This is a genomic window from Blastococcus sp. CT_GayMR16 (assembly GCF_004570875.1).
In the GTDB taxonomy this organism is placed as follows: Bacteria; Actinomycetota; Actinomycetes; order Mycobacteriales; family Geodermatophilaceae; genus Blastococcus_B.
In genome coordinates, this window is record NZ_SPQK01000005.1 from 211,833 (window position 1) to 237,048 (window position 25,216).

General features: G+C 72.7%; 24 protein-coding genes, 2 tRNA genes and 1 pseudogene. 9 read left to right on the forward strand and 18 right to left on the reverse strand.

From position 1 onward, the window contains the following. Window positions 1-10: 10 nt before the first annotated feature. From E4P38_RS08735 to E4P38_RS08745, 3 genes are read right to left on the reverse strand one after another with little or no spacing between them, the layout of a single operon-like run. A complete protein-coding gene (locus E4P38_RS08735) occupies window positions 11-1,399 on the reverse strand; it encodes an FGGY family carbohydrate kinase (protein WP_135131375.1) in 1,389 nt (462 codons plus the stop codon). An 8-nt stretch (window positions 1,400-1,407) separates the two neighbouring features. Next, window positions 1,408-1,902: an XdhC family protein gene (locus tag E4P38_RS08740; protein ID WP_135131376.1), complete on the reverse strand. Its 495-nt coding sequence runs from the start codon at window positions 1,900-1,902 to the stop codon at window positions 1,408-1,410. After that, a complete protein-coding gene (locus E4P38_RS08745) occupies window positions 1,899-2,915 on the reverse strand; it encodes an aldo/keto reductase (protein ID WP_135131377.1) in 1,017 nt (338 codons plus the stop codon). The genes E4P38_RS08740 and E4P38_RS08745 overlap by 4 nt, the downstream gene beginning before the upstream one ends. A gap of 117 nt (window positions 2,916-3,032) precedes the next feature. Here E4P38_RS08745 and E4P38_RS08750 point away from each other — a divergent pair, with 117 nt between their 5' ends. Beyond that, window positions 3,033-4,427, forward strand: a complete 1,395-nt coding sequence (locus E4P38_RS08750) for a cystathionine beta-synthase (RefSeq protein WP_135131378.1) — start codon at window positions 3,033-3,035, stop codon at window positions 4,425-4,427. Then, window positions 4,424-5,560, forward strand: a complete 1,137-nt coding sequence (locus tag E4P38_RS08755; RefSeq protein WP_135131379.1) for a cystathionine gamma-synthase — start codon at window positions 4,424-4,426, stop codon at window positions 5,558-5,560. Before E4P38_RS08750 ends, E4P38_RS08755 begins: the two co-directional genes overlap by 4 nt. On the opposite strand, the gene E4P38_RS08760 is transcribed toward E4P38_RS08755, so the two are convergent. From E4P38_RS08760 to map, 3 genes are all read right to left on the reverse strand, one after another. Further along, a complete protein-coding gene (locus E4P38_RS08760; RefSeq protein ID WP_135131380.1) occupies window positions 5,557-6,549 on the reverse strand; it encodes an IS481 family transposase in 993 nt (330 codons plus the stop codon). The genes E4P38_RS08755 and E4P38_RS08760 overlap by 4 nt on opposite strands. Before the next feature lie 131 nt (window positions 6,550-6,680). Next, the gene (locus tag E4P38_RS08765) at window positions 6,681-6,971 is read right to left on the reverse strand and encodes an antibiotic biosynthesis monooxygenase (protein WP_135131381.1); all 291 of its coding nucleotides are present in this window, start codon (window positions 6,969-6,971) and stop codon (window positions 6,681-6,683) included. Window positions 6,972-7,036: 65 nt separating this feature from the next. Next, window positions 7,037-7,807, reverse strand: a complete 771-nt coding sequence (gene map, locus E4P38_RS08770) for a type I methionyl aminopeptidase (RefSeq protein ID WP_135131382.1) — start codon at window positions 7,805-7,807, stop codon at window positions 7,037-7,039. A gap of 53 nt (window positions 7,808-7,860) precedes the next feature. On the opposite strand from map, the gene E4P38_RS08775 reads away from it, so the two are divergent. The 3 genes and pseudogenes from E4P38_RS08775 to nhaA form a co-directional block, all read left to right on the forward strand. Further along, window positions 7,861-8,124 (forward strand): helix-turn-helix transcriptional regulator, encoded by a 264-nt coding sequence (locus E4P38_RS08775; protein ID WP_135131383.1) that lies wholly within the window; start codon window positions 7,861-7,863, stop codon window positions 8,122-8,124. 71 nt (window positions 8,125-8,195) lie between these two features. Further along, window positions 8,196-8,708, forward strand: coding sequence for a VOC family protein (locus E4P38_RS08780; protein WP_245160901.1), 513 nt, complete (start codon window positions 8,196-8,198; stop codon window positions 8,706-8,708). 9 nt (window positions 8,709-8,717) lie between these two features. Continuing rightward, window positions 8,718-9,947: pseudogene (gene nhaA / locus E4P38_RS08785) on the forward strand (Na+/H+ antiporter NhaA); the annotation flags it as partial. 24 nt (window positions 9,948-9,971) lie between these two features. Here nhaA and E4P38_RS23490 read toward each other — a convergent pair. The 8 genes from E4P38_RS23490 to E4P38_RS08825 all read right to left on the reverse strand — a co-directional run bounded on the left by E4P38_RS23490 (window position 9,972) and on the right by E4P38_RS08825 (window position 16,957). Further along, window positions 9,972-10,625 carry a DsbA family protein gene (locus E4P38_RS23490; protein ID WP_245160902.1) on the reverse strand — a complete coding sequence of 218 codons (654 nt, stop codon included), beginning with the start codon at window positions 10,623-10,625 and terminating at the stop codon, window positions 9,972-9,974. Continuing rightward, a complete protein-coding gene (locus E4P38_RS08795; RefSeq protein ID WP_135131386.1) occupies window positions 10,622-10,912 on the reverse strand; it encodes a GNAT family N-acetyltransferase in 291 nt (96 codons plus the stop codon). Before E4P38_RS08795 ends, E4P38_RS23490 begins: the two co-directional genes overlap by 4 nt. 39 nt (window positions 10,913-10,951) lie before the next feature. After that, a complete protein-coding gene (locus E4P38_RS08800; RefSeq protein WP_135131387.1) occupies window positions 10,952-11,146 on the reverse strand; it encodes a ferredoxin in 195 nt (64 codons plus the stop codon). Further along, on the reverse strand, window positions 11,143-12,435 hold the full coding sequence (locus tag E4P38_RS08805) for a cytochrome P450 (protein ID WP_135131388.1): 1,293 nt from the start codon (window positions 12,433-12,435) through the stop codon (window positions 11,143-11,145). Before E4P38_RS08805 ends, E4P38_RS08800 begins: the two co-directional genes overlap by 4 nt. 105 nt (window positions 12,436-12,540) lie before the next feature. Then, complete coding sequence (locus tag E4P38_RS08810; RefSeq protein ID WP_135131389.1) at window positions 12,541-13,593, reverse strand: lysophospholipid acyltransferase family protein; 1,053 nt, start codon at window positions 13,591-13,593, stop codon at window positions 12,541-12,543. A gap of 1 nt (window position 13,594) precedes the next feature. After that, the gene (locus E4P38_RS08815) at window positions 13,595-14,473 is read right to left on the reverse strand and encodes a patatin-like phospholipase family protein (protein WP_135131390.1); all 879 of its coding nucleotides are present in this window, start codon (window positions 14,471-14,473) and stop codon (window positions 13,595-13,597) included. A 65-nt stretch (window positions 14,474-14,538) separates the two neighbouring features. Continuing rightward, complete coding sequence (locus tag E4P38_RS08820) at window positions 14,539-16,659, reverse strand: DEAD/DEAH box helicase (protein ID WP_135131391.1); 2,121 nt, start codon at window positions 16,657-16,659, stop codon at window positions 14,539-14,541. A 221-nt stretch (window positions 16,660-16,880) separates the two neighbouring features. Continuing rightward, window positions 16,881-16,957: transfer RNA gene (locus E4P38_RS08825), tRNA-Met, on the reverse strand. 129 nt (window positions 16,958-17,086) lie between these two features. Between E4P38_RS08825 and E4P38_RS08830 the strand changes: the two genes are divergently transcribed. Further along, complete coding sequence (locus E4P38_RS08830) at window positions 17,087-17,569, forward strand: hypothetical protein (protein WP_135131392.1); 483 nt, start codon at window positions 17,087-17,089, stop codon at window positions 17,567-17,569. 82 nt (window positions 17,570-17,651) lie between these two features. Here the strand turns inward: E4P38_RS08830 and E4P38_RS08835 are convergent. The 3 genes from E4P38_RS08835 to E4P38_RS08845 all read right to left on the reverse strand — a co-directional run bounded on the left by E4P38_RS08835 (window position 17,652) and on the right by E4P38_RS08845 (window position 21,979). Continuing rightward, a tRNA-Met gene (locus tag E4P38_RS08835) sits at window positions 17,652-17,725 on the reverse strand. 67 nt (window positions 17,726-17,792) lie between these two features. Next, window positions 17,793-20,765, reverse strand: coding sequence for a UPF0182 family protein (locus E4P38_RS08840; RefSeq protein WP_245160906.1), 2,973 nt, complete (start codon window positions 20,763-20,765; stop codon window positions 17,793-17,795). Between the two features lie 191 nt (window positions 20,766-20,956). Then, complete coding sequence (locus tag E4P38_RS08845) at window positions 20,957-21,979, reverse strand: PDZ domain-containing protein (RefSeq protein WP_135131394.1); 1,023 nt, start codon at window positions 21,977-21,979, stop codon at window positions 20,957-20,959. 95 nt (window positions 21,980-22,074) lie between these two features. Here E4P38_RS08845 and E4P38_RS08850 point away from each other — a divergent pair, with 95 nt between their 5' ends. Then, entirely contained in the window at window positions 22,075-23,484 is a 1,410-nt protein-coding gene (locus tag E4P38_RS08850) for a zinc-dependent metalloprotease (protein WP_135131395.1), read from the forward strand. A gap of 59 nt (window positions 23,485-23,543) precedes the next feature. On the opposite strand, the gene E4P38_RS08855 is transcribed toward E4P38_RS08850, so the two are convergent. Beyond that, window positions 23,544-24,128, reverse strand: a complete 585-nt coding sequence (locus E4P38_RS08855) for a M48 family metallopeptidase (RefSeq protein WP_135131396.1) — start codon at window positions 24,126-24,128, stop codon at window positions 23,544-23,546. A 400-nt stretch (window positions 24,129-24,528) separates the two neighbouring features. Between E4P38_RS08855 and E4P38_RS22865 the strand changes: the two genes are divergently transcribed. Both E4P38_RS22865 and E4P38_RS23495 read left to right on the forward strand, forming a co-directional pair. Then, window positions 24,529-24,681, forward strand: coding sequence for a DUF5679 domain-containing protein (locus tag E4P38_RS22865; RefSeq protein ID WP_012950213.1), 153 nt, complete (start codon window positions 24,529-24,531; stop codon window positions 24,679-24,681). A gap of 156 nt (window positions 24,682-24,837) precedes the next feature. Then, on the forward strand, window positions 24,838-25,216 hold a 379-nt coding region (locus E4P38_RS23495; RefSeq protein ID WP_245160903.1), incomplete at its 3' end, for an RNA polymerase-binding protein RbpA.

Genomic DNA, 25,216 nt, shown 5'->3' on the forward strand with positions numbered 1-25,216 from the left:
GCGTCCGCGCCTACGTCCTCGCCCAGCGGTCGGCCGCTGCGCCGAGGTCGACGTCGGCGTGCGGCTCGACGACGGCGCCGGCCGCGCCCTCGAGGACGACGTCCTGCCCGACCCCGCGCCCGGCCAGCAGGGCGGCGCCGATCGCCGAGGCGCTGCGCAACGGCAGGTGCCGGACCGGACGGCCGAGGACGTCGGCCAGCAGCCCCTGGACGACGGCCGACCGCGCCCCGCCGCCGGTGAGCACCACCGGCTCGTCGCTCCCGGGCACCTCGAGGAGCTCGAAGGCCGCTCCGATCGCGAAGGCCACCCCTTCCACCGCGGCCCGCGCCAGGTCCGCGCGGGTGGTCCCCGGGTGCAGCCCGCTCCAGCCGCCCCGGTCCGACGGCCGGGCGACGCCGCCGCGCTCGCCGGTGAGGAACGGCCGGAAGGCCACGCCCCCGGCGCCGGCCGGTGTCGCCCCGGCGGCGTCGAACAGCTCGGTCCAGCTCAGCCCCAGCACGCCGCACACCCAGTCCCAGGCCGAGCCACCGTTCTGCAGGGCCGCCATCGCGTACCAGCCGCCGGACACGTCCGCGTACCCGTGCACGAGCGGCGCCACCGCGGGCCGCGGCGCCCAGCCGGGACGGAGCAGCTGGGCGCCGGTCCCGAGATTGACCTGGGCCACCGGGGAACCCGCCGCGAGGAGGGCGAGCGGGGTGTCGGCGCCGCCGGTCACAACGGGCACCGCGCCGACCGGCAGGTCTGCCGTCCCGAGGACCTCTGTGGTGGGCCGGACGGCGGGGAGCAGGCCGGGGTCGACGCCGGCCGCGCGGACCGCCGCCGCCGACCAGTCGTCAGCGGGAACGTCCCACAGCAGCGTCGCCGAGGCGTCGCTGCGGTCGGTGACGGCAGGGGGGCTCTCCGGCAGCAGGGTGGCCCGGAGGGCGTCCTTGGGCAGCAGCACGGTGGCCGCCCGAGCGACCGTCTCCGGCTCGTGGCGGGCCAGCCACGCCAGCAGCGGCCCCGTCATCCCGGCGACCAGCGGGTTGGCGAGGGCGGCGCGGTCGGCGTCCGGCAGGGCCCGCCAGAGGTCCAGCTCGGCCGCGGCCCGGCCGTCGGCCCAGAGCACCGCCGGGCGCAGCGCCCGGCCGGCCGCGTCCACGACGACGAGACCGTGCATCTGCCCCGACAGGCCCAGCCCCAGGACGCGTGCGCCCGCGACGGCCGGTGCCACGGCGGACAGCGCCTCGTCGAAGGCATGCCGCCAGGCGCCGACGTCGGACTCCGCCCGACCGGGGGCCGGGCGATCGATCGGATAGCCCCGCTCGGCCTCGGCGACGACCCGTCCCGAGACGTCCAGCGCGACCAGCTTCAGACCGCTCGTACCCAGGTCCGCGCCGAGGAGGACGTCGTCGGCCACCGCGCCGCTCAGCCGCCCTGGGCGGAGCCGCCGTGGGCGAAGCCGCCGCCGCGGCCGTTGCGGTCGGCGAGCAGGCCGGCCAGCGTGGAGACGGCGATCTCGGCGGGCGCCCGCGAGCCGATGTCCAGGCCGATCGGCCGGTGCACGCGGGCGATCTCCTCCGGCGCCACGCCCAGCTCGGTCAGTGCCGCCACGTGCGGCCCCTCGTGCCGCGGGTTGCCCATCACGCCGATCCAGCGGGCCGGCCGGGCCAGCGCGTCGCGCAGCAGCGCCCCCAGCTCGTCGCGGTGGTGATCGGTGACGACGACGTCGGCGTCCCCACCCGCCAGCTCGCCGTCCAGCTCGGCGAACCCGCTCGCCGTCACGTCCGCGACGACGTCCACGCCGGGAGGCGGCGCGGGGTCCACGAGCACCGTCCGGTAGCCGAGCTCCGCGCCCCAGCGCAGCAGCACCTCGGCGACCGGCGAGGCGAAGACCGCGACCAGCAGGCGCTCGGTCGTCATGCGCCGCGCTCCGGACTGTCGCCGTAGGCGTAGGAGGCGTTGACGTACCGGCCCCCCTCGGCGACGCCGGGCGGCGCGATCTCGTCCAGGCGCGCCAGGTCGCCCGCCGTGAGCTCCACCGCGACGGCCCCGGCGTTCTCCTCCAGGTAGCTCCGGCGCTTGGTGCCGGGGATGGGGACGACGTCGTCGCCCTGGGCCAGCACCCACGCCAGCGCGAGCTGCCCCGGCGTGGCGCCCTTCTCCTCGGCGAGGGTCCGGACGGCGTCCACCAGGCGCAGGTTGACCTCGAAGGCCTCGCCGGTGAAGCGGGGATGGCCGCGGCGGAAGTCGTCCTCGTCGAAGTCGTCCGGACTGGTGATCGCGCCGGTCAGGAAGCCGCGCCCCAGGGGGCTGAACGGCACGATGCCGATGCCGTGCTCGCGGGCGACCCCCAGCACCTCACTCTCCAGGTCGCGGGTCCACAGCGACCACTCGCTCTGCAGCGCGGCGATCGGGTGGACGGCGACCGCCCGGCGGATCGAGGCGGCGCTGGCCTCCGACAGCCCGAGGTGACGCACCTTGCCCTGCTCGACCAGCTCTGCCATCGCCCCGACCGTGTCCTCGATCGGCACCCGGGAGTCGACCCGGTGCTGGTAGTAGAGATCGATCACGTCGACGCCGAGCCGGCGCAGGCTCGCCTCGGCCCGGGCGCGCACGTTCTCCGGCCGCCCGTCGATGTGCATCCGGCCGGCGTCGTCACGGGAGATCGAGAACTTCGTGGCCAGCTGCACCTCGTCCCGCCGGCCGACGATGGCCTCCCCGACCAGCTCCTCGTTGTGCCCGTCGCCGTACACGTCGGAGGTGTCGAGGAACGTGACGCCGAGGTCGAGGGCCCGCCGGACGGTCGCGAGCGACTCGTCGCGGTCGGCGTCCCCGTAGGCCTGGCTCATCCCCATGCAGCCCAGACCGAGCTCGGAGACGACCAGACCGTTGCGGCCGAGCGTGCGGGTACCGACAGGGAGGAGGGAGGTCATGACTGCATCCTCACCCCCCGGCTTCCGGGCCCGCCACCGTCGCCTCCGTCTCCTCGGTCCATCTGATGGGATGGGGGTCGGACGGGCCCGGATCGGGCCCGCGTGGAGGAGGACCCCGTGCAATACGCCGAGTCCGTCGTGGACCTGGTCGGCAACACCCCGCTGGTGCGGCTCAATTCGGTGACCCGCCAGCTGGGTCCCGACGCGCCGCTGGTGCTGGCCAAGCTCGAGTACCTCAACCCCGGCGGGTCGGTGAAGGACCGCATCGCCGTCCGCATGGTCGACGCCGCCGAGGCCAGCGGTGCGCTGCAGCCGGGCGGCACGATCATCGAGCCCACCAGCGGAAACACCGGCATCGGCCTCGCCCTGGTCGCCCAGCAGCGCGGGTACAAGTGCATCTTCATCTGCCCCGACAAGGTCGGCCAGGAGAAGATCAACGTGCTGAAGGCCTACGGCGCCGAGGTCGTCGTCTGCCCGACCGCGGTCGACCCGAGCGACCCGCGCTCCTACTACTCGGTGTCCGACCGGCTGGCCCGGGAGACGCCCGGCGGCTGGAAGCCCGACCAGTACTCCAACCCGGCCAACCCGCAGTCGCACTACGAGACCACCGGTCCGGAGCTCTGGGAGCAGACCGAGGGGCGGATCACCACCTTCGTCACCGGCATGGGCACCGGCGGCACGATCAGCGGAATCGGGCGGTATCTCAAGGAGGTCTCCGGCGGCCGCGTGCGCATCGTCGGCGCCGACCCGGAGGGTTCGGTGTACTCGGGCGGCACCGGGCGGCCCTACCTCGTCGAGGGGGTCGGCGAGGACTTCTGGCCGTCGACCTACGACCGGGACATCGCCGACGAGATCATTCCGGTCTCCGACGGCGACTCCTTCGCCATGACCCGGCGGCTGGCGCGCGAGGAGGGTCTCCTCGTCGGCGGTTCCTGCGGCATGGCGGTCGTCGCCGCCCTGCAGGCCGCCGAGAAGCTCACCAAGGACGACGTCATGGTGATCCTGCTGCCCGACGGCGGCCGGGGCTACCTCAACAAGATCTTCAGCGACAAGTGGATGGCCGACTACGGGTTCCTCGACGTCGCAGCGGGCGAGACCGTGGGCGACGTGCTGCGGGCGAAGTCCGGCGAGACCCCGACGCTGGTGCACACGCACCCCAACGAGACGGTTCGCGACGCCATCGACATCCTCCGCGAGTACGGCGTCAGCCAGCTGCCGGTCGTGCGGGCCGAGCCCCCGGTGACGGCCGGCGAGGTCGTCGGCTCGGTGGACGAGAAGCTGCTGCTCGACGCCCTCTTCGCCGGGACGGCGAGCCTCGCCGACCGGGTGGAGCGGCACATGTCGCCGCCGCTGCCGATCGTCGGCTCGGGTGAGGGAGTCAGCGCCGCCGTCGCCGCGCTCGGCTCGGCCGACGCCCTCGTGGTGCACGTCGACGGCAAGCCGGCCGGCGTCGTCACCCGCCAGGACGTCCTCGGCCACCTCGCGGGGCTGAGTTCTACGGTCGTTTCATGAGCGGTTTCAACACGCGCGCTATCCACGCCGGCCAGGACCCGGACCCGGCGACCGGTGCGGTGATCGTGCCGATGCACCTGACCACCACCTACAAGCAGGACGGCGTCGGCGGCCTGCGCGGCGGCTACGAGTACAGCCGCAGCGGCAACCCGACGCGGACGGCGCTGCACGAGGCGCTGGCCGCACTGGAGGAGGGGACGACGGCGCTGGCCTTCGCGTCCGGGCTCGCCGCGGAGGACACACTGTTGCGCACCGTCTGCCGGCCCGGCGACCACGTCGTCCTCGGTGGGGATGCGTACGGCGGCACGTTCCGGCTGATCTCGCGCGTGCTGTCGGAGTGGGGCCTGGAGTACACGCCCGTCCACCTGGACGACCCGGACCAGGTGCGGGCGGCGATGCGGCCGACGACGCGGGTGATCTGGTGCGAGACGCCGAGCAATCCGTTGCTCAACATCACCGACATCGAGGCCACGGCGTCCGTGGCGCACGACGGCGGGGCGCTGCTGGTCGTCGACAACACGTTCGCCTCGCCCTACCTGCAGCGGCCCCTGACGCTCGGCGCGGACGTCGTCGTCCACTCCACGACGAAGTACCTCGGCGGGCATTCCGACGTGGTGGGGGGCGCGCTGGTCACAGGCGACGCCGCCCTGGGCGAGCGGCTGGCGTACAACCACAACGCGATGGGCGCGGTCGCCTCCCCGTTCGACTCCTGGCTCGTGCTGCGCAGCCTCAAGACCCTCGGGGTCCGGATGGACCGGCACTCGGCCAACGCTGCGCGGGTCGTCGAGTTCCTGGTCGAGCACCCGGCGGTCGCCTCGGTGCTGTACCCGGGCCTCCCGTCGCACCCCGGGCACGACATCGCGGCGAAGCAGATGTCCGGCTTCGGCGGGATGGTGTCGTTCCGGCTGCGGGACGGCGAGGACGCCGCGCTCAAGGTCTGCGACCGTGCGCAGCTGTTCACGCTCGCCGAGTCGCTCGGCGGCGTCGAGTCGCTGATCGAGCACCCCGGCCGGATGACGCACGCCAGCGCGGCCGGCTCCCCGCTGGAGGTGCCGAACGACCTGGTGCGGCTGTCAGTGGGCATCGAGGACGCCGACGACCTGCTCGCCGACCTCGAGCAGGCGCTCGCCTAGATGTACTGCCCGGACAGGTTGGTCAAGCGCGTGATGGGTGGGCGGTTGCCGGTCGCGGTGTGGGGCCGGTGATGGTTGTACTCGTGCAGCCAGGCCGGCAGGGCCTTCCGGCGAGCTGATTCGCTCTGGAACATGCGGGCGAAGGCCCAGCCGTCGGCCATGGTGCGGTGGAAGCGTTCGATCTTGCCGTTGGTCTGCGGCCGGTAGGGCCGGGTTCGGCGGGGCTTGATGCCCAGCTCGGTGCAGGCGTCGCGCCAGGCGTGGGAGCGGTAGGCCGAGCCGTTGTCGCTGAGGACTCGTTCGGTGGTGATGCCGCGGACAGCGAACCAGGCGACGGCGTTGCGCAGCACGGCGATGGCGGTGGCGGCGGTCTCGTCGTCGTGGATCTCGGCGTAGGCGACCCGGCTGTGGTCGTCGATCACGGTGTGTACGAAGGCGGTCCCAAGTACCGGATTGTGGTGCCGGTTACGTGGCTTGCCCGGGGTGTCGGCTCGGTTGCGGAGGCCCTGGGCGCGGCCGACGTAGCGCCAGCCGCCGTTGTCGGGGATGTTGCCCAGCTTTTTGACGTCGACGTGCAGCATCGAGCCGGGGTGGTCGTGCTCGTAGCGGCGGATCGGTTCGCCGGTGGCCCGGTCGACGTGGGAGAGCCGGTTGAGTCGGCAGCGACGCAGCACCGCGTGCACCGTCGAGGGCGCCAGACCAACCCGGTCGGCGATCTGGACCGGGCCCAGTCGCTTCTTCCAGCGCAGGTGCACGATCTTGCGGACGATCGGCCGGGGGGTGCGCCGCGGACAGGAGTGCGGCCGCGAGCTGCGGTCTTCCATCGCCGCGAGATCGCCCCGCCGGTACCGATCGGACCACTTCTTGGCGGTGGGCCAGGCGACGTTGAACACCGCCGCGGCGTAGCTGATCGACCAGCCGTCCTCGACCACGGCGCGGGCGAGCTTGAGTCGGTGGCGTGGAGTCAGGGCGGCGTTAGCGTGGGACACGAGGACCTCCGGGTCGTGGGCTGGTTGGCCTTCAGCAGCTCCACTCCACGTCCGGAGGTCCTCCCTCCACAAGACCGATCAGTCAGATCCCGTCATCACATGCCCTCGACCAACGTCTCTGGTCAGTACACCTAGAAGACCGGCGCGAAGTGCTCCACCGACGGGGGCGACGCGTAGAACGGGTGCAGGAGCGCGCGCCACTCCTCGTGCGCGGGCGCCCCGCGGAAGCCCACGGTGTGGTCCTCCAGCCGTTCCCACTCCACCAGCAGCAGGTAGACGCTCGGACGTTCCAGGCACCGCGACAGCGTCAGGCCCCGGAAGCCCTGCATCGTCGAGATGATGTCCTTCGCCTGCGCGAAGGCGCGCTCGAAGTCGGCCTCCTGGTCGGGCGTCACCGGCAGCATCGCCTGTTCGAGGATCACGCCCGGAGGCTATCTGCCGACCAGGACGCGGTCGCCGCCGAGCAGATCCGTCTCGGGCGACCCGCTCAGCGGAGGGCGGTGAGGATGCGGGGACCGTCGTCGGTGACCGCGACCGTGTGCTCGACGTGGGCCGCCCGGCTGCCGTCGGCGCTGCGCAGGGTCCAGCCGTCGGCGTCGACCCGGTAGTCGTCGTTCCCGCCGGCCAGGAACCAGGGCTCGATGGCGATGACGAGCCCGGCCCGCAGCGGCACCCCGCGGCCGGCCCGGCCCTCGTTCGGCACGTGCGGCGCCTCGTGCATCTGGCGGCCGACGCCGTGACCGCCCTGGTCGGTGTTGATGCCGCAGCCGCCCGCCCGGCCCACGGCGGAGATCGCGGCGGAGATGTCCCCCACGCGCCCGCCGACGACGGCAGCGGCGATCCCCGCCTGCAGCGCCGCCTCCGCGGTGGCGACCAGCCGCGCGTCGTCCTCGCGGCCGGTACCGACGGAGAACGTGGTTGCCGCGTCGCCGACCCAGCCGTCGAGGGTGGCGCCGGCGTCGACGCTCAGCAGGTCGCCGTCATCCAGGGGCTCGGGGGTGGGGATGCCGTGCAGCGCGACGTCGTTCACCGACAGGCAGACGACGCCGGGGAACGGCGGCGTCGTGGCCAGCGGCTGGTAACCCAGGAACGGCGAGGTCGCGCCGTTGCGTGCGAGGACCTCGCGGGCCACCTCGTCCAGCTGGGTGAGCCGCACTCCCGGGGCCGCGGCCGCACGCACCGCGGCGAGCATCTCGGCCACGACTGCTCCGGCTGCCCGCATCGCGTCGATCTCCCCGGGCGTCCGCAGTTCGATCATGTCAGCGTCCCTCGTCCTTCCGGTATGACTATCCCGGTATTACTATCACGGCCATGGTGCGACCGCCGCTGACCAGTGCCGAACGCGAGCGGGGCCGCCGGCTGGGAGCGCTGCTGCGCTCCTTCCGCGGAGAGCGGACCCCTGCGGAGATCGCCGTCGCGTCCGGGGTCAGCCTCGAGGCGCTCCGCAAGATCGAGTCCGGGCGGGTGCCCACGCCGGCGTTCTTCACCGTGGCCGCCCTGGCGCACGCCCTGGGCGTTCCTCTCGACGGGTTGGTGGCCGCGATCGCGGCGGACGACGCCGCACTCACCGCCTGAGAGCTCGGGAAGCACGGGCCCGGCGCCGGGGTTGTGGCCAGCAGTCGGCCCCACCGAGGAGGATGCCCACCGTGAGTACGACCGAGAGCAGCCCCCGCGACCTCAGCACGCCCGAGCAGGAGCGTGCCCGCATCCGCGACGCCTACCTCGTGCCGGCCGATCAGCGACCCGCCTCGACCGCACGCGGGCTGCACCACACCGCCCTGATCAGCAGCGACGTCGAGACGACGGTGCGCTTCTACCAGGACGTGCTGGGCTTCCCGCTGACCGAGCTCATCGAGAACCGCGACTACCCGGGGTCCTCGCACTTCTTCTTCGACATCGGCAACGGCAACCTGCTGGCCTTCTTCGACTTCCCCGGCCTCGACGTCGGCCCGTACGCCGAGGTGCTCGGCGGGCTGCACCACATGGCGATCAGCGTCGCGCCCGAGCGCTGGGAGAAGCTGGTCGAGCGGCTCACCGAGGCCGGCGTCCAGCACGAGGTGCACAGCGGCGTCTCGGTCTACTTCCGCGATCCCGACGGCGCCCGCATCGAACTGATCGCCGATCCGCTCGGCGAGATGTACGGCCAGCACGTCCTGTGACCTGACCGCATGCTCGACGTGACCCAGCCTCCCCGCCCGGGCCCGGCCCAGCGGGTGAGCGTCCCGACCCTGTCGCCGTCCTCGAAGCTGTACTTCGGCACCGAGGCCGGCGGCTCCGCACTCCTCCTCCTGGCGACCGTGCTGGCGCTGGCCTGGGCGAACTCGCCCTGGTCGGAGAGCTACGCCGCGTTCTGGTCGACGGAGGCCACCATCGGCGTCGGCGACCTCCGGCTCTCCCTCGACCTCCAGCACTGGGTGAACGACGCCGCGATGGCGCTGTTCTTCCTGGTCGTCGGGCTGGAGATCACCCGCGAGGTCAGCGTCGGCGAACTGCGCGACCGCCGGAACGTGGCCGCGCCCGCGCTCGGCGCCCTGGGCGGCCTGATGGTCCCGGCCCTGATCTACCTGGCGGTGAACCATTCCGGGCCCGCGAGCGCCGGCTGGGGCATCGTCATGTCCACCGACACCGCGTTCGTCCTGGGCATCCTGGCGCTGTTCGGGCCGCGCTGCCCCGACCGGCTGCGGCTGTTCCTGCTCACCCTCGCGATCGTCGACGACATCGGTGCGATCACGGTGATGGCGCTCTTCTACACCGACGACGTCGACATGACCGCGCTCGCCGTCGCCGCGGCTCTCGTCGCCGCGTTGGTGATCCTGCGGTGGGCCGGTGTCTGGCGGCTGATGCCGTACGTGGTCGTCGGCATCGCCCTGTGGGTCGCGGTCTACGCCTCCGGGGTCCACCCGACCCTGGCCGGCGTCCTGGTCGGGCTGCTGCTGCCCGCCCGTCCCCCGGATCCCGAGGTGGTCGAGCGCACGCGCGAGTACGGGCGGGCACTGCGCGAGGCACCGGACGCCGAGCGGGCTCGCCTCGCGGCCCTCTCGGCCGCGGCCACCGTGCCGGCCGGAGCCCGGCTGCTGTTCGGGCTGCACCGGTGGACGGCCTACGGCGTCGTCCCCGTCTTCGGCCTGGCCAACGCGGGCGTCTCCCTGAACGCCGAGACCCTTCGGACGGCGGCGACCTCGCCGGTGACCATCGGCGTCGCCGTCGCCCTGCTCGTCGGCAACGCCATCGGCATCACCGCAGGCACCGCCGTCGCGCTGCGGACGGGCCTCGGGGTGCTGCCCGGCGGGGTCCGCTGGTCGCACCTCATGGCCGGGGCGACCCTCGCCGGGATCGGCTTCACGATCGCGCTGTTCATCACCAACCTGGCGTTCACCGACGAGCACCTGCAGGAGCAGGCGACGATCGGGATCCTGGCCGGGTCAGTCACCGCAGCGATCGCCGGGGTCGTCCTGCTCCGCGTTCTCGGCGAGCGGTTCTCGCTGTGCTCGCCGGAGACCGCGGGTCCACCGACTCTGCCGCCCCGGCCCTGGGTCTCGCCGTCCGTCCGCAGCTGACCCGTTCGGCCCGTTCGCGGCGCTCCCGATCGCCCGCCGCAGGGCACCGGCCTCCACCCGGCCCGACCACAGCCGGCCGTCGATGAAGACGGTGGGCGTGCCGCCGACGCCGGCCTCGAGCCCGGCGGCGAAGTCGGCCTCGACCTTGTCGCCGAAGATCTGTGCCGCCTCCCCCACGACCAGGTCGCTGTCGAGCCCCAGCTCCTCGGCGTAGGCGCGCAGTGCGGCGTCGTCGAGCCGGTCCTGGCGGGCGAAGAGCAGCTCGTGCATCTCCCAGAAGGCGCCCTGGGCCCCCGCCGCCTCCGCGGCCAGGGCCGCGGTCAGTGCGTAGGGGTGCCGGTCGGCGATCGGGAAGTTGCGGAACACCAGCCGCACCTCCCCGCCGGAGTCCTCCACCACGTGCCGGAGCACGGGTGCGGCCGCGGCGCAGTACGGGCACTCGTAGTCGCCGTACTCGAGCAGGGTGACCGCCGCGTCCCGGTTTCCCAGGACGTGGTCGGTGACGTCCGGGGTCGTCACCGTGCCGTGGCGGCCACGAGATCGGCGTAGTCCGGATGCCGCTCGATCCAGCCACGCACGAACGGGCACCGCGGCACCACGGAGCCGCCGCGGCTCCGGACGTCGTCCAGCGCCGCGCGGACCAGCTTGCTGCCCAGGCCGTCCTGCCCCGCGTCGGGGTCGACCTCGGTGTGGGTGAACACGGTGGTGTCGCCGCGGCGCTCGTAGGCGGCGAGGCCGAGCACCCGGTCGCCGTCCCGGATCTCATAGCGGCTCTCTTCCGGGTTGTCCCGGACTGTGGTCTCCATGCGGGCGGCAACCTCTCGGGTGGGGTGGCTGTTCCGGCCTCAGTCGGCCAGGGCGAGCGCCCGGGTCGGGCAGGCCTGGAGAGCATCCCGGACGTCGGACAGCTCGTCGTCGGCCGGCTCGGGACGCAGGACGGTAAGGACGCCGTCGTCGTCGACCTCGAAGACCGCGGGCGCGAGCGCCTCGCACGTTCCCGAGCCCACGCAGCGGTTCCGGTCCACCTCCACCCGGCTCACCGGACGCCGGTCAGTCGCGCCGGGAGCCGCTTGATGCCGTTGACGAAGGAGGACCGGAGCCGGTCGGGCTCGCCGGTCACATCCAGGTCGGGCAGCCGGTCGAACAGCGCCTGGAACGTCACCGCGATCTCCCGGCGGGCGAGGTGCGCGCCGAGGCAGAAGTGCGGACCGTGCCCCCCGAAGCCGACGTGCGGATTGGGATCGCGGGCCAGGTCGAACACGTGCGGATCGGCGAACACCGCCGGGTCGCGGTTGGCCGCGGCGTAGAAGAGAAGGAACTTGTCGCCCGCGCGGAACCGGAACCCGTTCAGCTCGCCGTCCTGGGTCGCCGTGCGGCGCATCCAGGTGATCGGGCTGGCCCAGCGCACGATCTCCTCGACCGCGGTGCGGCCGAGAGTCGGGTCCGATCTCCAGCGGGCGCGCTGCTCCGGGTGCTCCGACAGGGCCAGCACGCCCTGGGAGATGGCGTTGCGCGTGGTCTCGTTGCCCGCGACCAGCAGCAGGATGAAGAACGAGGCGATCTCGGCGTGGGACAGCCGCTCGCCGTCGACCTCGGATCGGACCAGCGCCGTGGTGAGGTCGTCCGTCGGGCGCTCCAGCCGCTCGGCCGCCAGCCGCTCCATCACGCCGGCCAGCGCCATGCCCGCCTCCAGGAACGCCGTCAGCGGGTCGTCCTGGTTCTCGATCAGCTCGGGGTCGCCGCCGGAGAGCACGATGTTGGACATCGCCAGGATCTGTGCCCGGTCCTCCTCGGGGACGCCCATCATGTCGCAGATGACCCGCAGCGGGATCGGGGCGGCGACGTCGGCGACCACGTCGATGCTGCCGTCCCCGTCGTCGGCCTTGCGGCGCGCGGCGTCCAGGACGTCCTCGGCGATCTGCTGCACCGAGCCGACCAGCTGCTCGAGCATGCGCGGGGTGAAGACCTTGGCGACGATGCGCCGAATCTTGGCGTGCCGGGGATCGTCCATGCTGATCAGCGAGCCGTAGAACTCGTTGAGGTCGGCGGGGATGTCGGTGATCGACACCGCACCCTCACCCGAGCAGAACACCGCCGGCTGGGAGCTGATGGCGTCGAGGTCGGCGTACCGCGTCACCGCGTAGTAGCCGGGGCCCGGCTCCAGCATCGGCACCTCGGGCTCGGCGAAGAACGCGAACGGGCGCTCCCGGCGGAGCAGGTCGAAGACGGCGTGCCGTTCGGCCGGCGGGCGGACCCAGAAGTCGCGGTCGGACAGGTCGACGCCGTCCAGATCGAGCTGAGCTGGCCCAGCAGCGGCGTCCACGGACACGGGTTCCTCCCGGCGAAACGGTCAACGGTGACCGGAACGCTAGAGACTCGGGACGGTGCTGCACAACACGCGCGGCCGGTGAGCGCGCGAGAGAGGCCGGCGCCCTCAGCCGGTCGGCGCCGCCGGTCGGGAGGTCATCTTTTCCTCGAGCCGCGTGGTGTCGATCCAGTCGTCGATGGTCTCCCACCACCGGTAGAGCCAGTCGGTCTGCTCGGCCTCGTCGCGCGGCACCTCGTCGGCCGGCACGAACCACCAGCGCAGATACAGGGTCTTGTCCATGGGCAGTCCGCGCCAGATGTCGCGCACCGTGCTCAGGTGCTCCAGCCCGGTGTGCGCGACGAAGAGGACGTCGGCGTGCGGTGCCGCCCGCAGCGCCGCCGTGACCCCGGCCGGACGCGGCGGCAACAGGTTCCGCATCGCCTCGGCACGGCGCACAGCGGACACCAGCCCGCGCTCGCGCAGTCGCTGGATGGCCCGGAATCGGCGCTTGGGGGTGAAGTTCGCGCCCTCGGGAAAGATCAGCAGTGCGTCCTCGTGGCCCATGCCGCGGGCCAGCTCGGCGATCGCCTCCGCGGAGTCGCGCGCCCGATCTGCCGCGACGAAGTGGTTCGGCAGCCGGTTGAGGTAGACGTCGATCAACGGATCGAGCTGCAGCAGGTCCTTGAGCACGATCCGCGGCCGGCGCAGGTGGTCCCGGTTCATGAGCGTCTGCACCAGCAGGAACGAGTCGCCCGGACCGGCATGACGGGAGAGCACCACCATGGCATTGGTCGAGCCCGGGACCCCGTCGTCCAGCGGCGACCAGGACTCGCCGTCGGTGACCAGCCGCAGGGAGAACAGCCGCTGGGCCACCCGCATGATGACGTCGAGCAGCATCCGCAGCATCGTGTAGTGCGCCCGTCGGTACACCGGGCGGTCCGACCGGCGCCCCCAGCCGCTGAGCGCCCACAGGGCCGCAGCGACCACGAGCGCCGCCACCTCGAGCGCCAGGTACACGAGCGCGAAGAACAGCAGGCGCAGCGCGTACCAGCGCCCCGGCAACCACACCGAGGCGACCACCGCCACGATCACGAGCACCGGCAGCGAGACGACCGCGGCCACCAGCACACCGATGAGCAGTGGACCGGTGAACCGGCGGACGCGGCGGGGCGGGAGCACGTCAGGCCGCCCCGTCCGCGGACGCGCCCGGCCCGTCCAGATAGCTGGCGGCCGCGACGTACGCCCGCTCGATCCGGTCGGGCACGCCGGAGGGGTCCCGGTAGCGCAGGTTCCGCAGGTCGCCGGCCGCGGGCGAGGCCTGCTCACCGGACGGCAGCACGTGCAGCGTGACGTCCGGTGGCAGCGCGGCGAGATCGGCGGCGAACCGGTGCCGCCGGGCGATCTCGAAGGCGACCGACGCGACCTCCCACGGCCGCGTCGGCGGGCGGAGCGGACGCTCGATCCGCCCCACGTGCAGCACGTAGATCGTCTCGGCGCCGAGCGCGACCGCCCGGCCGACCGGGATGCTGTGCACCAGCCCCCCGTCCAGGTAGTGCTCGCCGTCGAGCTCGACCGGCGGCAGCAGCCCGGGGACCGCGCAGGACGCGAGCACCGCGTCGAGCAGATCCCCGTCGGCGAACCAGTGCTCGGCGGCCCGCTCGATGCTGGCCGCGACGCACTGGAAGGGGACCCGGAGCTCGGCGAAGGTCTGCGCCGGCAGATGCGCCATGAGCAGGTCCCGCAGCGGCTCCCTCGGGTGCAGGTGGGTGCGGGTCCGCACCAGGGTGCCGACGCGGGCGAGCACGGACCCTGAGAAGATCCCCTCGGAGGCCAGTTCCCCCCACAGCCCGCGCAACCGGTCCACCGCGCCCGGCGTGGGGTCAGCGGCGACGAACGCGCCGTTGATCGCCCCCACCGACGTGCCCACGATCAGGTCCGGGCGGATGTGGTGCTCGACCAGGGCCCGGAGCATGCCGACCTCGGCCGCGCCGAGCATCCCCCCACCACCGAGGACGAACGCCGTGCCGCCGCGCCCGGCGGGCACCGGTGTCGAGGGCATGGCCCGCATGGTGCCATCCGCGGTAGCCCCGGCAGCACGCGCCGGCCGACCTGGGGGTCGCGCGGCTACGGCAGCGCCGACAGCGCGTCCGTCAGCAACGCGACGAGCGCCTCGAGCTGCACGTCGGCCGATGACGGCACGTCCTCCTCCGAGCCGTCGAGCGCCCGAGCAGCGAGCCCCGCCTTGCTGTCGATCAGCTCGGCGATCCGGCTGTCGATGGTCTGCGCGGCGATGATGCGCCACGCGGTGACGGGTTCCGCCTGACCGATGCGGTGGCTGCGGTCGATGGCCTGCGTCTGCTCCGCATCGGTCCAGGAGAGCTCTGCGAGCACGATGTTGGAGGCGACCTGCAGGTTGAGACCCACACCGGCCGCCGTCAGGGAGCAGACCGCGATGGCGACGTCGGGATCGTTCACGAACGCGTCGATGTTCTTCTGCCGCGACGTCGGCGTCTGGTCGCCACGGATCGACGAGTAGGGGATCCCCTGTCCGGCGAAAGTCTCCTCGGCGATGTCCATCACGTCGACGTGCTTGGCGAAGAAGACCACCTTGCCCGCGCTCCGCGCGAGCTGTGCCGCGTAGTCGGCGGCGAGGCCGGCCTTCGCCTGGCCGATGCGTCGCATCATGCTGAAGACGTTCTCGCCGTCCTTCGTCGCGGCCGTGTCCTTCAGTTCCGCCCTGGCCACCCTGCGCACGATTTCGCGGTCGATGCCGTCGGCGACGGAGCCGGCCGCGCGCCTGGCGAGCGCGCTCTCGTACCGCGACACCAGGCGGCTGGCGAGGTTCCGCTCGGCCGCCCGGATCGACCGGCCGGCCTTGTCGTCGAGCTCGACGGGGAGGTCGGCGATGCGGCGGGCGGGGATGTCCGCCGCCACGTCCACCTTGCGGCGACGGACGATGCCGAGGTCGATCACGCACCGGCGCGCGGCGGGGTAGAAGCCGGGGTCAGCGGGTGTCAGGCCCGTGTCCTCCAGGGAATCCATCAGCTCGGTGAGGGGCTTGGTCTCGTCGATCCAACCGAGGAACTGCCAAATCGCGCGGAAGTCCTCGATGTCGTTGATCAGTGGCGTGCCGGTGAGTGCCATCAGCAGCGGACGCGCGAGGCGGGAGCGGATGCGCTCGGAGAGTTCCAGGACGTGCTGCGAGCGCTGCGAGGTCTTGTTCTTGATGAAGTGCGCCTCGTCGACGACCATGCCGCGGAAGCCGAAGGTGCCGATCCACCCCACGTGCCGGTCGAGCACCTCGTAGTTGACGATCACGATGTCGGCGAAGCCGTCGATCGTGTCGCCGTTGCCGTGGATGACGGTGGCCGAGCGGTGGGGTGTCCAGAGGCCGGCCTCGCGCGCCCAGTTGGTCTTGACGACGTTCGGGACGACGACGAGCAGGGGGTAGGCGTTCGCTGCCTCCGCGGCGAGCAGTGCCTGGGCCGTCTTACCCAGGCCCGGCTCGTCGGCGAGCAGGAAGGTCCGGTGGCCGGCCGCGGCCGCGGCGACGACCTGCGCCTGGTGCGGCATGAGCTCGCGCCCACCCGGCGCGAGCCGGGAGGCCTGCGCGGGCAGCGCCATGCACGCCGCGTCACCGCCGCCGGCACGCTCGAACGAACTGAGCAGCGGGCCCAGCAGCTCCCACCCGGCCAGGCGGCGCGGACGGACCGCGCTCTGCCGGACGGCAGAGAAGTCAGGAGCCAGGAAGGGGTTGGCCAGCTGTCGTGAGACGACCGACTGCGGCACGACCCGACGCTCGGTGGTGGGCGACTGTGCCTCGCGCTGCGTCGGCTGGACCTCCTCGGGGGGCGGCTCTCTACCGACGGCCCGCATCATGTCCCGCTTGAGCGCCCGGGCCGCGTCGGAGACGACGGCGTCCCCGGTCAGCAGCGAGAGGAGGGCGGGGTCGCGTACGGCGGTCTTCGCGAGGATCGTCCCGATGCCGTCGAGGCGCTTGAGCTGCTCGGCCCGCTGGGTGTTGCTGGTCTCCTCCGCCCGGACCCGCGCGTGCTCCTCGCGCACCATCAGCGCGACGACCTGGAACTTCGTGCGCACCGCGGGCGTCACGGGGCCGCGCTGGGCGGCCGCCTCGACCTCGCGGACGGCGCGGGCGAGCACCGCGATGACATCGTCGCGGCCGCGCCGCTGGCTCCGCGGGGCGGTGCGGCGAGTGCCCGTCCGGGGCTGGCCTCGTCGGGCCACGGGCTCCTCCTCTGGAATGCCGGCCACGGGTTGCGGCGGCGGCTGCCGCACGCAGCCCGCGGTGGGGCCGTGCATGGTGCGAGGAGTCGCCCGGGGGCTACTCCGACACGCGAGTCGGACCCACGGATCTGCGAGAGATCGACGCGTCGGGGGCTGACTGCCCGCCCACGGTGGGACCTGGGAGAAACCGGCCCTCACAGCGAACTGTGAGGACCGGTTGATGGTAGCGGGGGCAGGATTCGAACCTGCGACCTCTGGGTTATGAGCCCAGCGAGCTACCGAGCTGCTCCACCCCGCGTCGGTAGATCCCAGGTTACACGCCCGCGGGGTGCGATTCGACGACACCCGTGACAGCCCCGTCACACCGGTCCCAGGGACGCGCGCGCCTTCCCGGGCGCACGCCGTACCCCCGCTTACAGTCCGGCACGTGGCGTGGGACGAGGCGGCGAGCATGTTCGCCGGACAGCCGCAGCCCGTGGAGATCCACCACCGGGGCATCTGGTACTCCGGCGAGCTCGTCGGCTGGCGTCACGAGAGCAACGGCCGGGTCGCCGCCCGGGTGCGCTGCCGGGTGGACGGCCTCCGGCACTCCACCTGGAAGGACCTCGCCGACCTGCGCCTGCCCGACCCCAAGCACCCGCCGCACCGCGAGCCGTTCCCGGCCGTCGTCCGGCGGCCCGTCCCGGAGATCCCCCAGGACGACGGGGACGACGCCACCCGCCCGCACGCCCTGCTGGCCGCCATGCGCACCCGCCCGGCGAAGCCGGCCCATGCCACGACCCCGCCCGCGCGGCCCGCGGAGGTCGAGCCGACGGTGCTTCCCGAGCCGCGCCTGCCGCGCGAGACGTTCGGCGACACCCGCCGCTACGAGCCGCTGGACCGCCGCTCCGCCTACCTCAGCGTCGTCTGAACGAGGGCCGGCCCCGATGGCCGGCGACGAGCCGTGGGAACGAGAAAGCCCGGCCCCCGAGAGGGCCGGGCTTCCGTCGTCGTAGCGGGGGCAGGATTCGAACCTGCGACCTCTGGGTTATGAGCCCAGCGAGCTACCGAGCTGCTCCACCCCGCGTCGGTAGGAGGAACTCTACCAGCCGGTGGTGGGGGGAGGGAGCGGGGGCGCCGCACCCTCCCCCGGGTCACCCGGTCGGGCTCGCCGGCGCCGCGGACTGCGCGGCCTGATAGGCGGTCACCGCGTTCTGCAGGTCCTCCAGCGCCCGTCCCTGGCCGGCGAAGTCGCCGTTGCGCTGTGCGGTCTCCAGCGCTTGCAGCGCCGACTGGATGCCGGCCACCGCCTGGTCCAGCGCCGGGTTGCTGCCGGTGGCGCCCCCGCCGTCCGGGGCCGGGGTCGTGGGCGTCGCGGGCGTGGTGCTCGGCGTCGACGGCTCGGTGGGCGTCGCGCCGCCGCCCGTGGCCGACTCCCCCGTGCCGGCTCCGAACACCTGGTCGAGGGCCTCTTCGAGGGTGTCGGCGTAGCCCACGCGGTCGCCGTAGTTGACCAGCACCTTCTGCAGCAGCGGGAAGGAGTTCTCCGCCCGCCCCTGCACGTACAGCGGCTCGACGTAGAGCAGCCCGCTCCCGCCGATCGGCAGGGTGAGCAGGTTGCCGAAGACCGCCCGGGACTCCTGGCTGTTGAACAGCGTCAGGTCCGGTCTGACCTGGTTGTTCGTGATGAACGACTGCTGCACCTGCTGCGGCCCCCGGAACGGGGTGTTGCCGGGCAATCGGAGCACCTGGATCTCGCCGTAGGTCTCCGGATCGCTCGAGGCGGAGATGAACGAGGACAGGTTCTCGCGGTTGAACGCGTTCAGGGCGCTGGTGAGCTGGAAGCTGGCCACGTCGTCCCCCGGACGCTGGGCCAGGATGTAGTACGGCGGCTGCGCGTCCTGGGTCTCCCGGGTCGGGTCGTCGGGCACCTGCCAGCGGTCGTTCTGGTTGTAGAAGTCGACCGGATTCGAGACGTGGTAGCGCGTCAGGATGTCCCGCTGCAGCTTGAACAGGTCCTCCGGGTAGCGGACGTGACTCATCAGCTCCTCGGGGATGTCGTCGTGCGGCAGCACCGTGTCGGGGAAGGCCTTCATGTAGGTCTGGAGGATCGGGTCGTCCTCGTCCCACTCGTACAGCGTCACCGTGCCGTCGTAGGCGTCGACCGTCGCCTTCACGGAGTTGCGGATGTAGTTGAACTGGTCGTTTGGCAGCGCCGTCGTCCCCGCCCCGGTGAGCGAGTCCTGGGCCGTCGTCCCCAGGTCGCGGAGCTCGGAGTAGGGGTAGGCGTCCGACGTCGTGTAGCCGTCGAGGATCCAGGTCACCCGGCCGTCGATGACCGCGGGATACGGGTCGCCGTCGACCTCCAGGAACGGGGCGGCCTTCTCCACGCGGTCCCGGGGGTCGCGGACGTAGAGCACCTTCGACTCGTCGTTGACCGCGCCCGAGAGCAGGAAGTTGCGCTCCCGGTAGTAGATGGCGAAGGTCAGCTGCCGGAAGAAGCTGCCGATCGAGACGCCGCCGTCACCCCCGTAGGTGTTGTTGATCTGGCCCTCGTCGGAGCCGTCCTCGGGCTGGTCGAACTCGCGCGGCTCCGATCCCTCCGGAGCACCGACGACGCTGTAGACGTCCTGCCCGCCCTGCTGGATCAGCTCGCCGTAGTAGATCCGCGGCTGGTCGACCTCGATGTTGCCGGTGGTCGGCAGGTCCTTGGTCGTGAAGTTGGGCTCGCCGCCCTCCTGGCCGGCCACGACCTCGTTCGCCGGCGCGGCCACGAAGCCGTTGCCGTGCGTGTAGACGGTGTGCCGGTTGATCCAGCTGTCCTGGTTCTCCGACAGCCCCTCGCTGTTGAGCTCGCGGACGGCGACGACGTAGTCGCGGGTCCTGTCCTCACCGGTCGCCGGGTCCGGCAGGGTGTACCGGTCGATGTCGAGCTTCTCGGGGAACCCGTAGACGTTGCGGATCTGCTGACGCGCGGTGAACGTGGCCGACAGGACGTTGGGGTCGAGCAGCCGGGCGTTCGGGATGGTCTCGGTGTCGTTGCGGAGCTCGGCCTGGGCCGCCTGGGTGTCGACCTCGTCGCCGGTGCTGCTCTGGGCGTAGTCGACGTAGTTGATGTCGTCGAGCCCGTAGGCCGCCAGCGTCGAATTGATCGCCCGCTCGATGTAGGGCGCTTCCTTCTGGTCGGCGCTCGGGCGGACCACGAACTGCTGGACGATCGCCGGATAGGCGACGCCGATGACCAGGCTGGAGATCAGCAGCAGCACCAGCGCCGCGGCCGGCAGCAGGAAGTTGCGGACGAGGATGTTGGCGAAGAAGGCCAGCGCGCAGACGGCCGCGACGAAGACCAGGATCGTCTTGGGCACCAGGAGGGCGTTGACGTCGGTGTAGCTCGCGCCGGTGAAGACCTCACCGCGGTCGGAGTAGACGAGTCCGTAGCGGTCCAGCCAGTAGGCGACCGCCTTCAGCGCGACGAACAGGCCCAGCAGGACCGACAGCTGCACCCGGGCGCCCGCGGTGAGCTTCTGCCCCGGCGTCTGCAGGCGCAGGCCCCCGAACACGTAGTGGGTGAGCACCGAGCCGATCAGCGCCAGCAGCACGATGGCGAACCCGAAGCCCAGGGCCAGTCGGTAGAAGGGGTAGTCGAAGACGAAGAAGGACAGGTCGATCCCGAACTGCGGATCGGTGCGCCCGAAGTCGGTGCTGTTGCGGAAGGTCAGCCAGGTCTGCCAGCTGCCCTGGGCGGTGAACCCGGCGAACAGGCCGAGGACGACGGCGACCGCGGTGAGCACGAGGCCGCGGCGCGGCTCCAGCGACTGGCGGTAGCGCTCGAGGTTCTGCTGCTCCAGCGACATCGGCCGGAAGGTGGGCCGGAACCGGTAGGCGAGGTAGATCGCCGTGGCGGTCAGCCCGCCGGTGGCGACGCCGGCGACGGCGAACAGCAGCGCCCGGGTCTGCAGCTCGGTCCAGAACACCTCGGTGTAGCGCGTCTCGTCGAACCACAGGTAGTCGACGTAGACGTTGGTCAACGTCCCGATCACCGTGAACAGCACGAGCAGCACGGCGACAGCGCCGAGAACCAGCTTGGCGCGCCGCGAGAGCGTCGGCACCGGCACGGGGGGCCGCATGGCCACGAGCGGTCTCCTTCAGTTGCAGTCTTCGGTTGCGGAGGACGGTTGGAACGCGAGTCCCGCTCCACCAGGACAACGCTCCTGGCTGCGCCGGGTTCCCACGCTCCACCGCTCGCCGACAGCTTCCCCCACCGGAGCCGGCTGCGGACGGCGGGGCGGCCCGGGCGGCGGCCGCGTCGTGAGGCGGGTCAGCAGCCGGCCGGTGTGCGGCCGGCCTCGAAGTCGGAGAGGGCCTTCAGTGCGTCGTCCAGGCTGGCGACGCGGGCCAGGGGGAAGCCGGGATCGTCGACGCCCGTGGCCTCGGCACAGTTGTCGGCCGGCACGAGGAACAGGTCGGCGCCGATGTCCTGGGCGGCCACCATCTTCAGCGTGATCCCGCCGATCGGCCCGACGTCGCCCTGTGCGTCGATCGTGCCGGTGCCGGCCACCACGGCGCCGCCGGTGAGGTCGTCGTCCCCGACCAGGTCGAGGATGCCCAGGGTCAGCATCAGCCCGGCCGAGGGACCGCCGACGTCGGCGACGTCGATCTGGATGTCGAACGGCGCCGACGGCTGCTCGAGGACGCTGACGCCCAGCAGCGATCCCTTGCGGTCCTCGGCGGCCTTCGTGGTGATCTGCACCTGTTCCGGCTCCCCGAGGTGCGTGCTGTCGACGGTCACCGTCGTGCCGCCCGGGATGTCGGTGAGGACCGCCTGCAGGGTGTCGCTGTCCGGCGTCGGCCGGCCGTCGATCGCGTCGATGGTGTCGCCCTCGAGGAGCAGCGATTCCGACGGCGAGTCCTCGGGGACCTCCTGGACGACGACCTTCACCGGGTAGCCGAGGTGGCCGAGGGCCACGGTCTCGGCCGCCTGCTCGGAGGTGAGGAACGCCTCGCGGTTGGCTTGCCGGGTCTCCTCCTCGGAACGGTCCGGCGGGTACACCGACTCCTCGGGGACGACGGCGATCTCGTCGTCGAACCAGCCCCGGACCGCCTGCACGAGGCTGAGCCCGCCCCGGCTGACCCCGACGGTGGTCAGGTTGAGGTTGCCGCTGACCTCGTTGCGGTCGCGGCCCTCCACGCTGATGATCGGCGAGCCGTCGATGTCGCCGAGCGTGTTGAACGTGGGCCCGGGCACCTGGGCGACGTAGGGCACCGGCAGCGTCGTCCCGAGGAGCCCGAAGAGCACCAGGAGCACGACGCCGGCGGTCAGGACGGCGATCCGACGGGTCACGACGGGCGAGCCTATGTCGCCTCCCTGTGCGAGGCGTCCGCCGACGGCGCAAACGTGGGATCCCCGCGGAAAGATCACCCGTCTACCGTGGACGCATGAGTGACGTACCTCCGTTCGGCTTCGGGCCGCCCGACCGCGATCCCGAGCGCCGGGAGCCCGGCAAGGAGGGCGACCCCGCGGGCGACCCGTTCGGTCTCGGCGCCCTCTTCGGCGGCCTCGCCGGCGGCGGTTCCCCGGAGGACCTGCTCGGCAAGATGCCGTTGTTCGCCGAGCTGCAGAAGCTGATGAGCTGGTCCGGCGGTCCGGTGAACTGGGACCTCGCCCGCCAGGGCGCGATCAGCCAGCTCGCGGTCGGCCACCAGCCGACGTCGCAGGCCGAGCAGACCGCCGTCGCCGAGGCCCTGCGCCTGGCCGACCTCTGGCTCGACCAGGTCACCGAGCTCCCCTCTGGCATCGAGCGGACGGCCGCCTGGTCGCGGGTGGACTGGGTCGAGAAGACTCTGCCGGCCTGGACCGAGCTGATCGACCCGCTGGCCGAGAAGGTCGTGGCCGCCATGACCAGTGCGTTGCCGCAGGAAGCTGCCATGTCCTTCGGCCCGATCGCCGGGATCATGGGCCGCATGGGCGGCCTGATGTTCGGCGCCCAGGTGGGGCAGGCCCTCGGCAAGCTGGCCGACGAGGTCGTCACCAGCACCGACGTCGGGCTGCCGCTCGCCCCGGCGGGCACCGGCGTCCTGGTGCCGCAGAACGTCGCCGACTTCGCGGCGGGGCTGGACCGCCCCGCCGACGAGGTCCGGCTGTTCCTCGCCCTGCGCGAGGCCGCCTCGCAGCGGCTGTTCGCCCACGTCCCGTGGTTGCGCCAGCAGCTCCAGGACGCGGTGCACGCCTACGCGCGCGGCATCACCATCGACCGCGAGGCGATCGAGCGCGGGATCACCGAGGCCATGTCCGGCATGGAGGGCGGCCTGGACCCGAGCAACCCGGAGAGCATCCAGCAGCTGCTCGGCAGCGGCGTCCTGGAGCCCGAGGAGACCCCGGAGCAGCAGATGGCGCTGCGCCGCCTGGAGACGCTGCTCGCACTGGTGGAGGGCTGGGTCGACACGGTCGTGGCCGAATCGGCGAAGGACCGGCTGCCGGGCCATTCCGCGCTCGCCGAGACCATGCGCCGTCGCCGGGCCACGGGCGGGCCCGCGGAGCAGACGTTCGCGACGCTGGTCGGCCTCGAGCTGCGCCCCCGCCGGTTGCGCGACGCCGCGACGGTGTGGGGGGCCATGGGCCAGCGCTACGGCAGCGCCGAGCGCGACCGGCTGTGGTCGCACCCGGACCTGTTGCCGACGTCGGACGACCTCGACGAGCCGTTGGACTTCGTCGCCCGCCAGGACCTCGACGACGAACTGGCCTCGCTCACGGCGAGCGACGCGGAGCAGCCGTCCGCACCGGACACCGGGGACGACGACACGCCGCCCGAGGAGAACCCGGACGACGGCGCGGAGAAGCGGGGCTAAGGCCCCCTCCAGGGCACCGCCCCGAGCCCGCGAGGGGTGGGGAGGAGGGGGTCCTTCAATCAGTCGACGGTGTCGGCGGCGGGTGCGTCGTCCGCGTGCTCTCCGGCATGGGTAGCCAGCTCCACGCCCTCGAGGAAGCCGCGGGCCCGCTCGGCGCGCGGATAACGACCGACGAGCGCCCAGAAGGCCTCGTCGTGCCCGGGCTCGAGGAGGTGCACGAGCTCGTGCACCAGGACGTAGTCGACGACGTAGTCGGGCATGGTCCGCAGGCGGCTGGACAACCGGATGCTGCGGTCGGCCGGTGTGCAGGAACCCCATCGGCGCTGCTGGTTGTCCACCCAGCGCACGCTGGCCGGCTCGGCCAGCCCGTCCAGATGTGCCGTCGACAGCGCCCGGGCCCGCGACATCAGCTCGTCGTCGCCACCGAGGGTCCGGCGGCGCCGCTCCTCCCGGGTCTGCAGTTTGGCGACCATCTGGGCCACCCACCGGCGCTCCTCGGCGGGACTGAACGCGGCGGGGATGAGCACGACGGTGCGGCCCAGCTCCCGGTAGGCGGTCACGGTCCGTCGGCGCCTGGCGCTGCGACGGACCTCGACGAGGGGACCGTCAGCGGACGCGGCGGCGTCAGGAGTCGGTCGGGGCACGCAGGCACCGTAAGCCACGGCGGCAGCCCTGCGCCTGCGCAGAGGCACCCATGTGGGTACAGGTCGCACGGACGGTGGACAAGAGGCGCTCCACCCGGTGACAAAGGGTTGCGCTGCGCAGCGATCCACAGGTCGCGTTCGCACGTCCGTGCAGGTCGGGGCCTGTGTCCGGCAGCCCCGCGGCTCCCCGTGCCCGCCGCCGTCCCCGCTCCGCACACAGGGACACGCCGAGCCGTCCCCACTCGCTCCACAGGTCTGTCCACAGGCTGTGGGCAATCCGGTGCCGCACCGCGCTGATCACGGAGCCGCCCGTCGTCCCGGCGCTGGCGCGCACGGGTAGCGTCCCTGCGCAACGGCGACCGGCGCGCGTGCCGAGGCGCCCCGAGAACGAGGAGATCCCGTGGCGGAGAGCTACAACGGCTACTGCGTGAAGTGCAAGGAGAAGCGCGACTTCGACGGCGAGGTCAAGGTCAGCGAGTCCGGCCGTCGCATGGCCCAGGGCACCTGCCCGGTCTGCGGCACCAAGATGAACCGGATCCTCGGCAAGGCCTGAAAAAGGACCCCGTCCTCCTCACCCCTCGCACGCTCGGGGCGAGCCTCGGGACGGGGCCGCTGGCGGCGGCGTCCCCTCGGGGGCGCCGCCGTTCGTCGTCCCGGGACCTGTGGACGACGCCAGCGCGGGGAACCGGCCCGCTGCGACGCTGCCCGCGTGACCGACGCCGCCCATCCCCTGCTCCCCGCTGCCGTCCCGGTGCTGCGTGCCGGCGAGACCGCCGTCCAGGTCGGCGGGGTGGACTCCGGCGCCGGGGTGCTCATCGGCCCGGACGGCACGGCCCTGGCCGCCCTCCTCCGGGGCCTGGACGGACGCCGGTCGCAGCGAGCGGTGCTGAGCGAGGCCGACCGGAGCGGGCTGGACCTTTCCACCGTCGCGCGGGTGCTCGACGGCCTGCGCGCCGCGGGGCTGCTCCTCGACCTCGACGCGGCCGACCTCCTGGCGGCCGACGCCGGGCCCGCGGCACCGCGGAACGAGCCGTACAAGACCCACCTGGCCTACGTCCGGGAGCGGCGCAGCGACGCCGACGGTGACG

Coding starts and splice junctions, on each gene's coding strand:
- E4P38_RS08815 (WP_135131390.1), bottom strand. CDS start 14,473: ATGCCCTCGACACCGGTGCCCGCCGGGCGCGGCGGCACGGCGTTCGTC.
- E4P38_RS08795 (WP_135131386.1), bottom strand. CDS start 10,912: ATGGAGACCACAGTCCGGGACAACCCGGAAGAGAGCCGCTATGAGATC.
- E4P38_RS08745 (WP_135131377.1), bottom strand. CDS start 2,915: ATGACCTCCCTCCTCCCTGTCGGTACCCGCACGCTCGGCCGCAACGGT.
- E4P38_RS08740 (WP_135131376.1), bottom strand. CDS start 1,902: ATGACGACCGAGCGCCTGCTGGTCGCGGTCTTCGCCTCGCCGGTCGCC.
- E4P38_RS08755 (WP_135131379.1), top strand. CDS start 4,424: ATGAGCGGTTTCAACACGCGCGCTATCCACGCCGGCCAGGACCCGGAC.
- E4P38_RS08775 (WP_135131383.1), top strand. CDS start 7,861: ATGGTGCGACCGCCGCTGACCAGTGCCGAACGCGAGCGGGGCCGCCGG.
- map (WP_135131382.1), bottom strand. CDS start 7,807: ATGATCGAACTGCGGACGCCCGGGGAGATCGACGCGATGCGGGCAGCC.
- E4P38_RS08840 (WP_245160906.1), bottom strand. CDS start 20,765: ATGCGGCCCCCCGTGCCGGTGCCGACGCTCTCGCGGCGCGCCAAGCTG.
- E4P38_RS08850 (WP_135131395.1), top strand. CDS start 22,075: ATGAGTGACGTACCTCCGTTCGGCTTCGGGCCGCCCGACCGCGATCCC.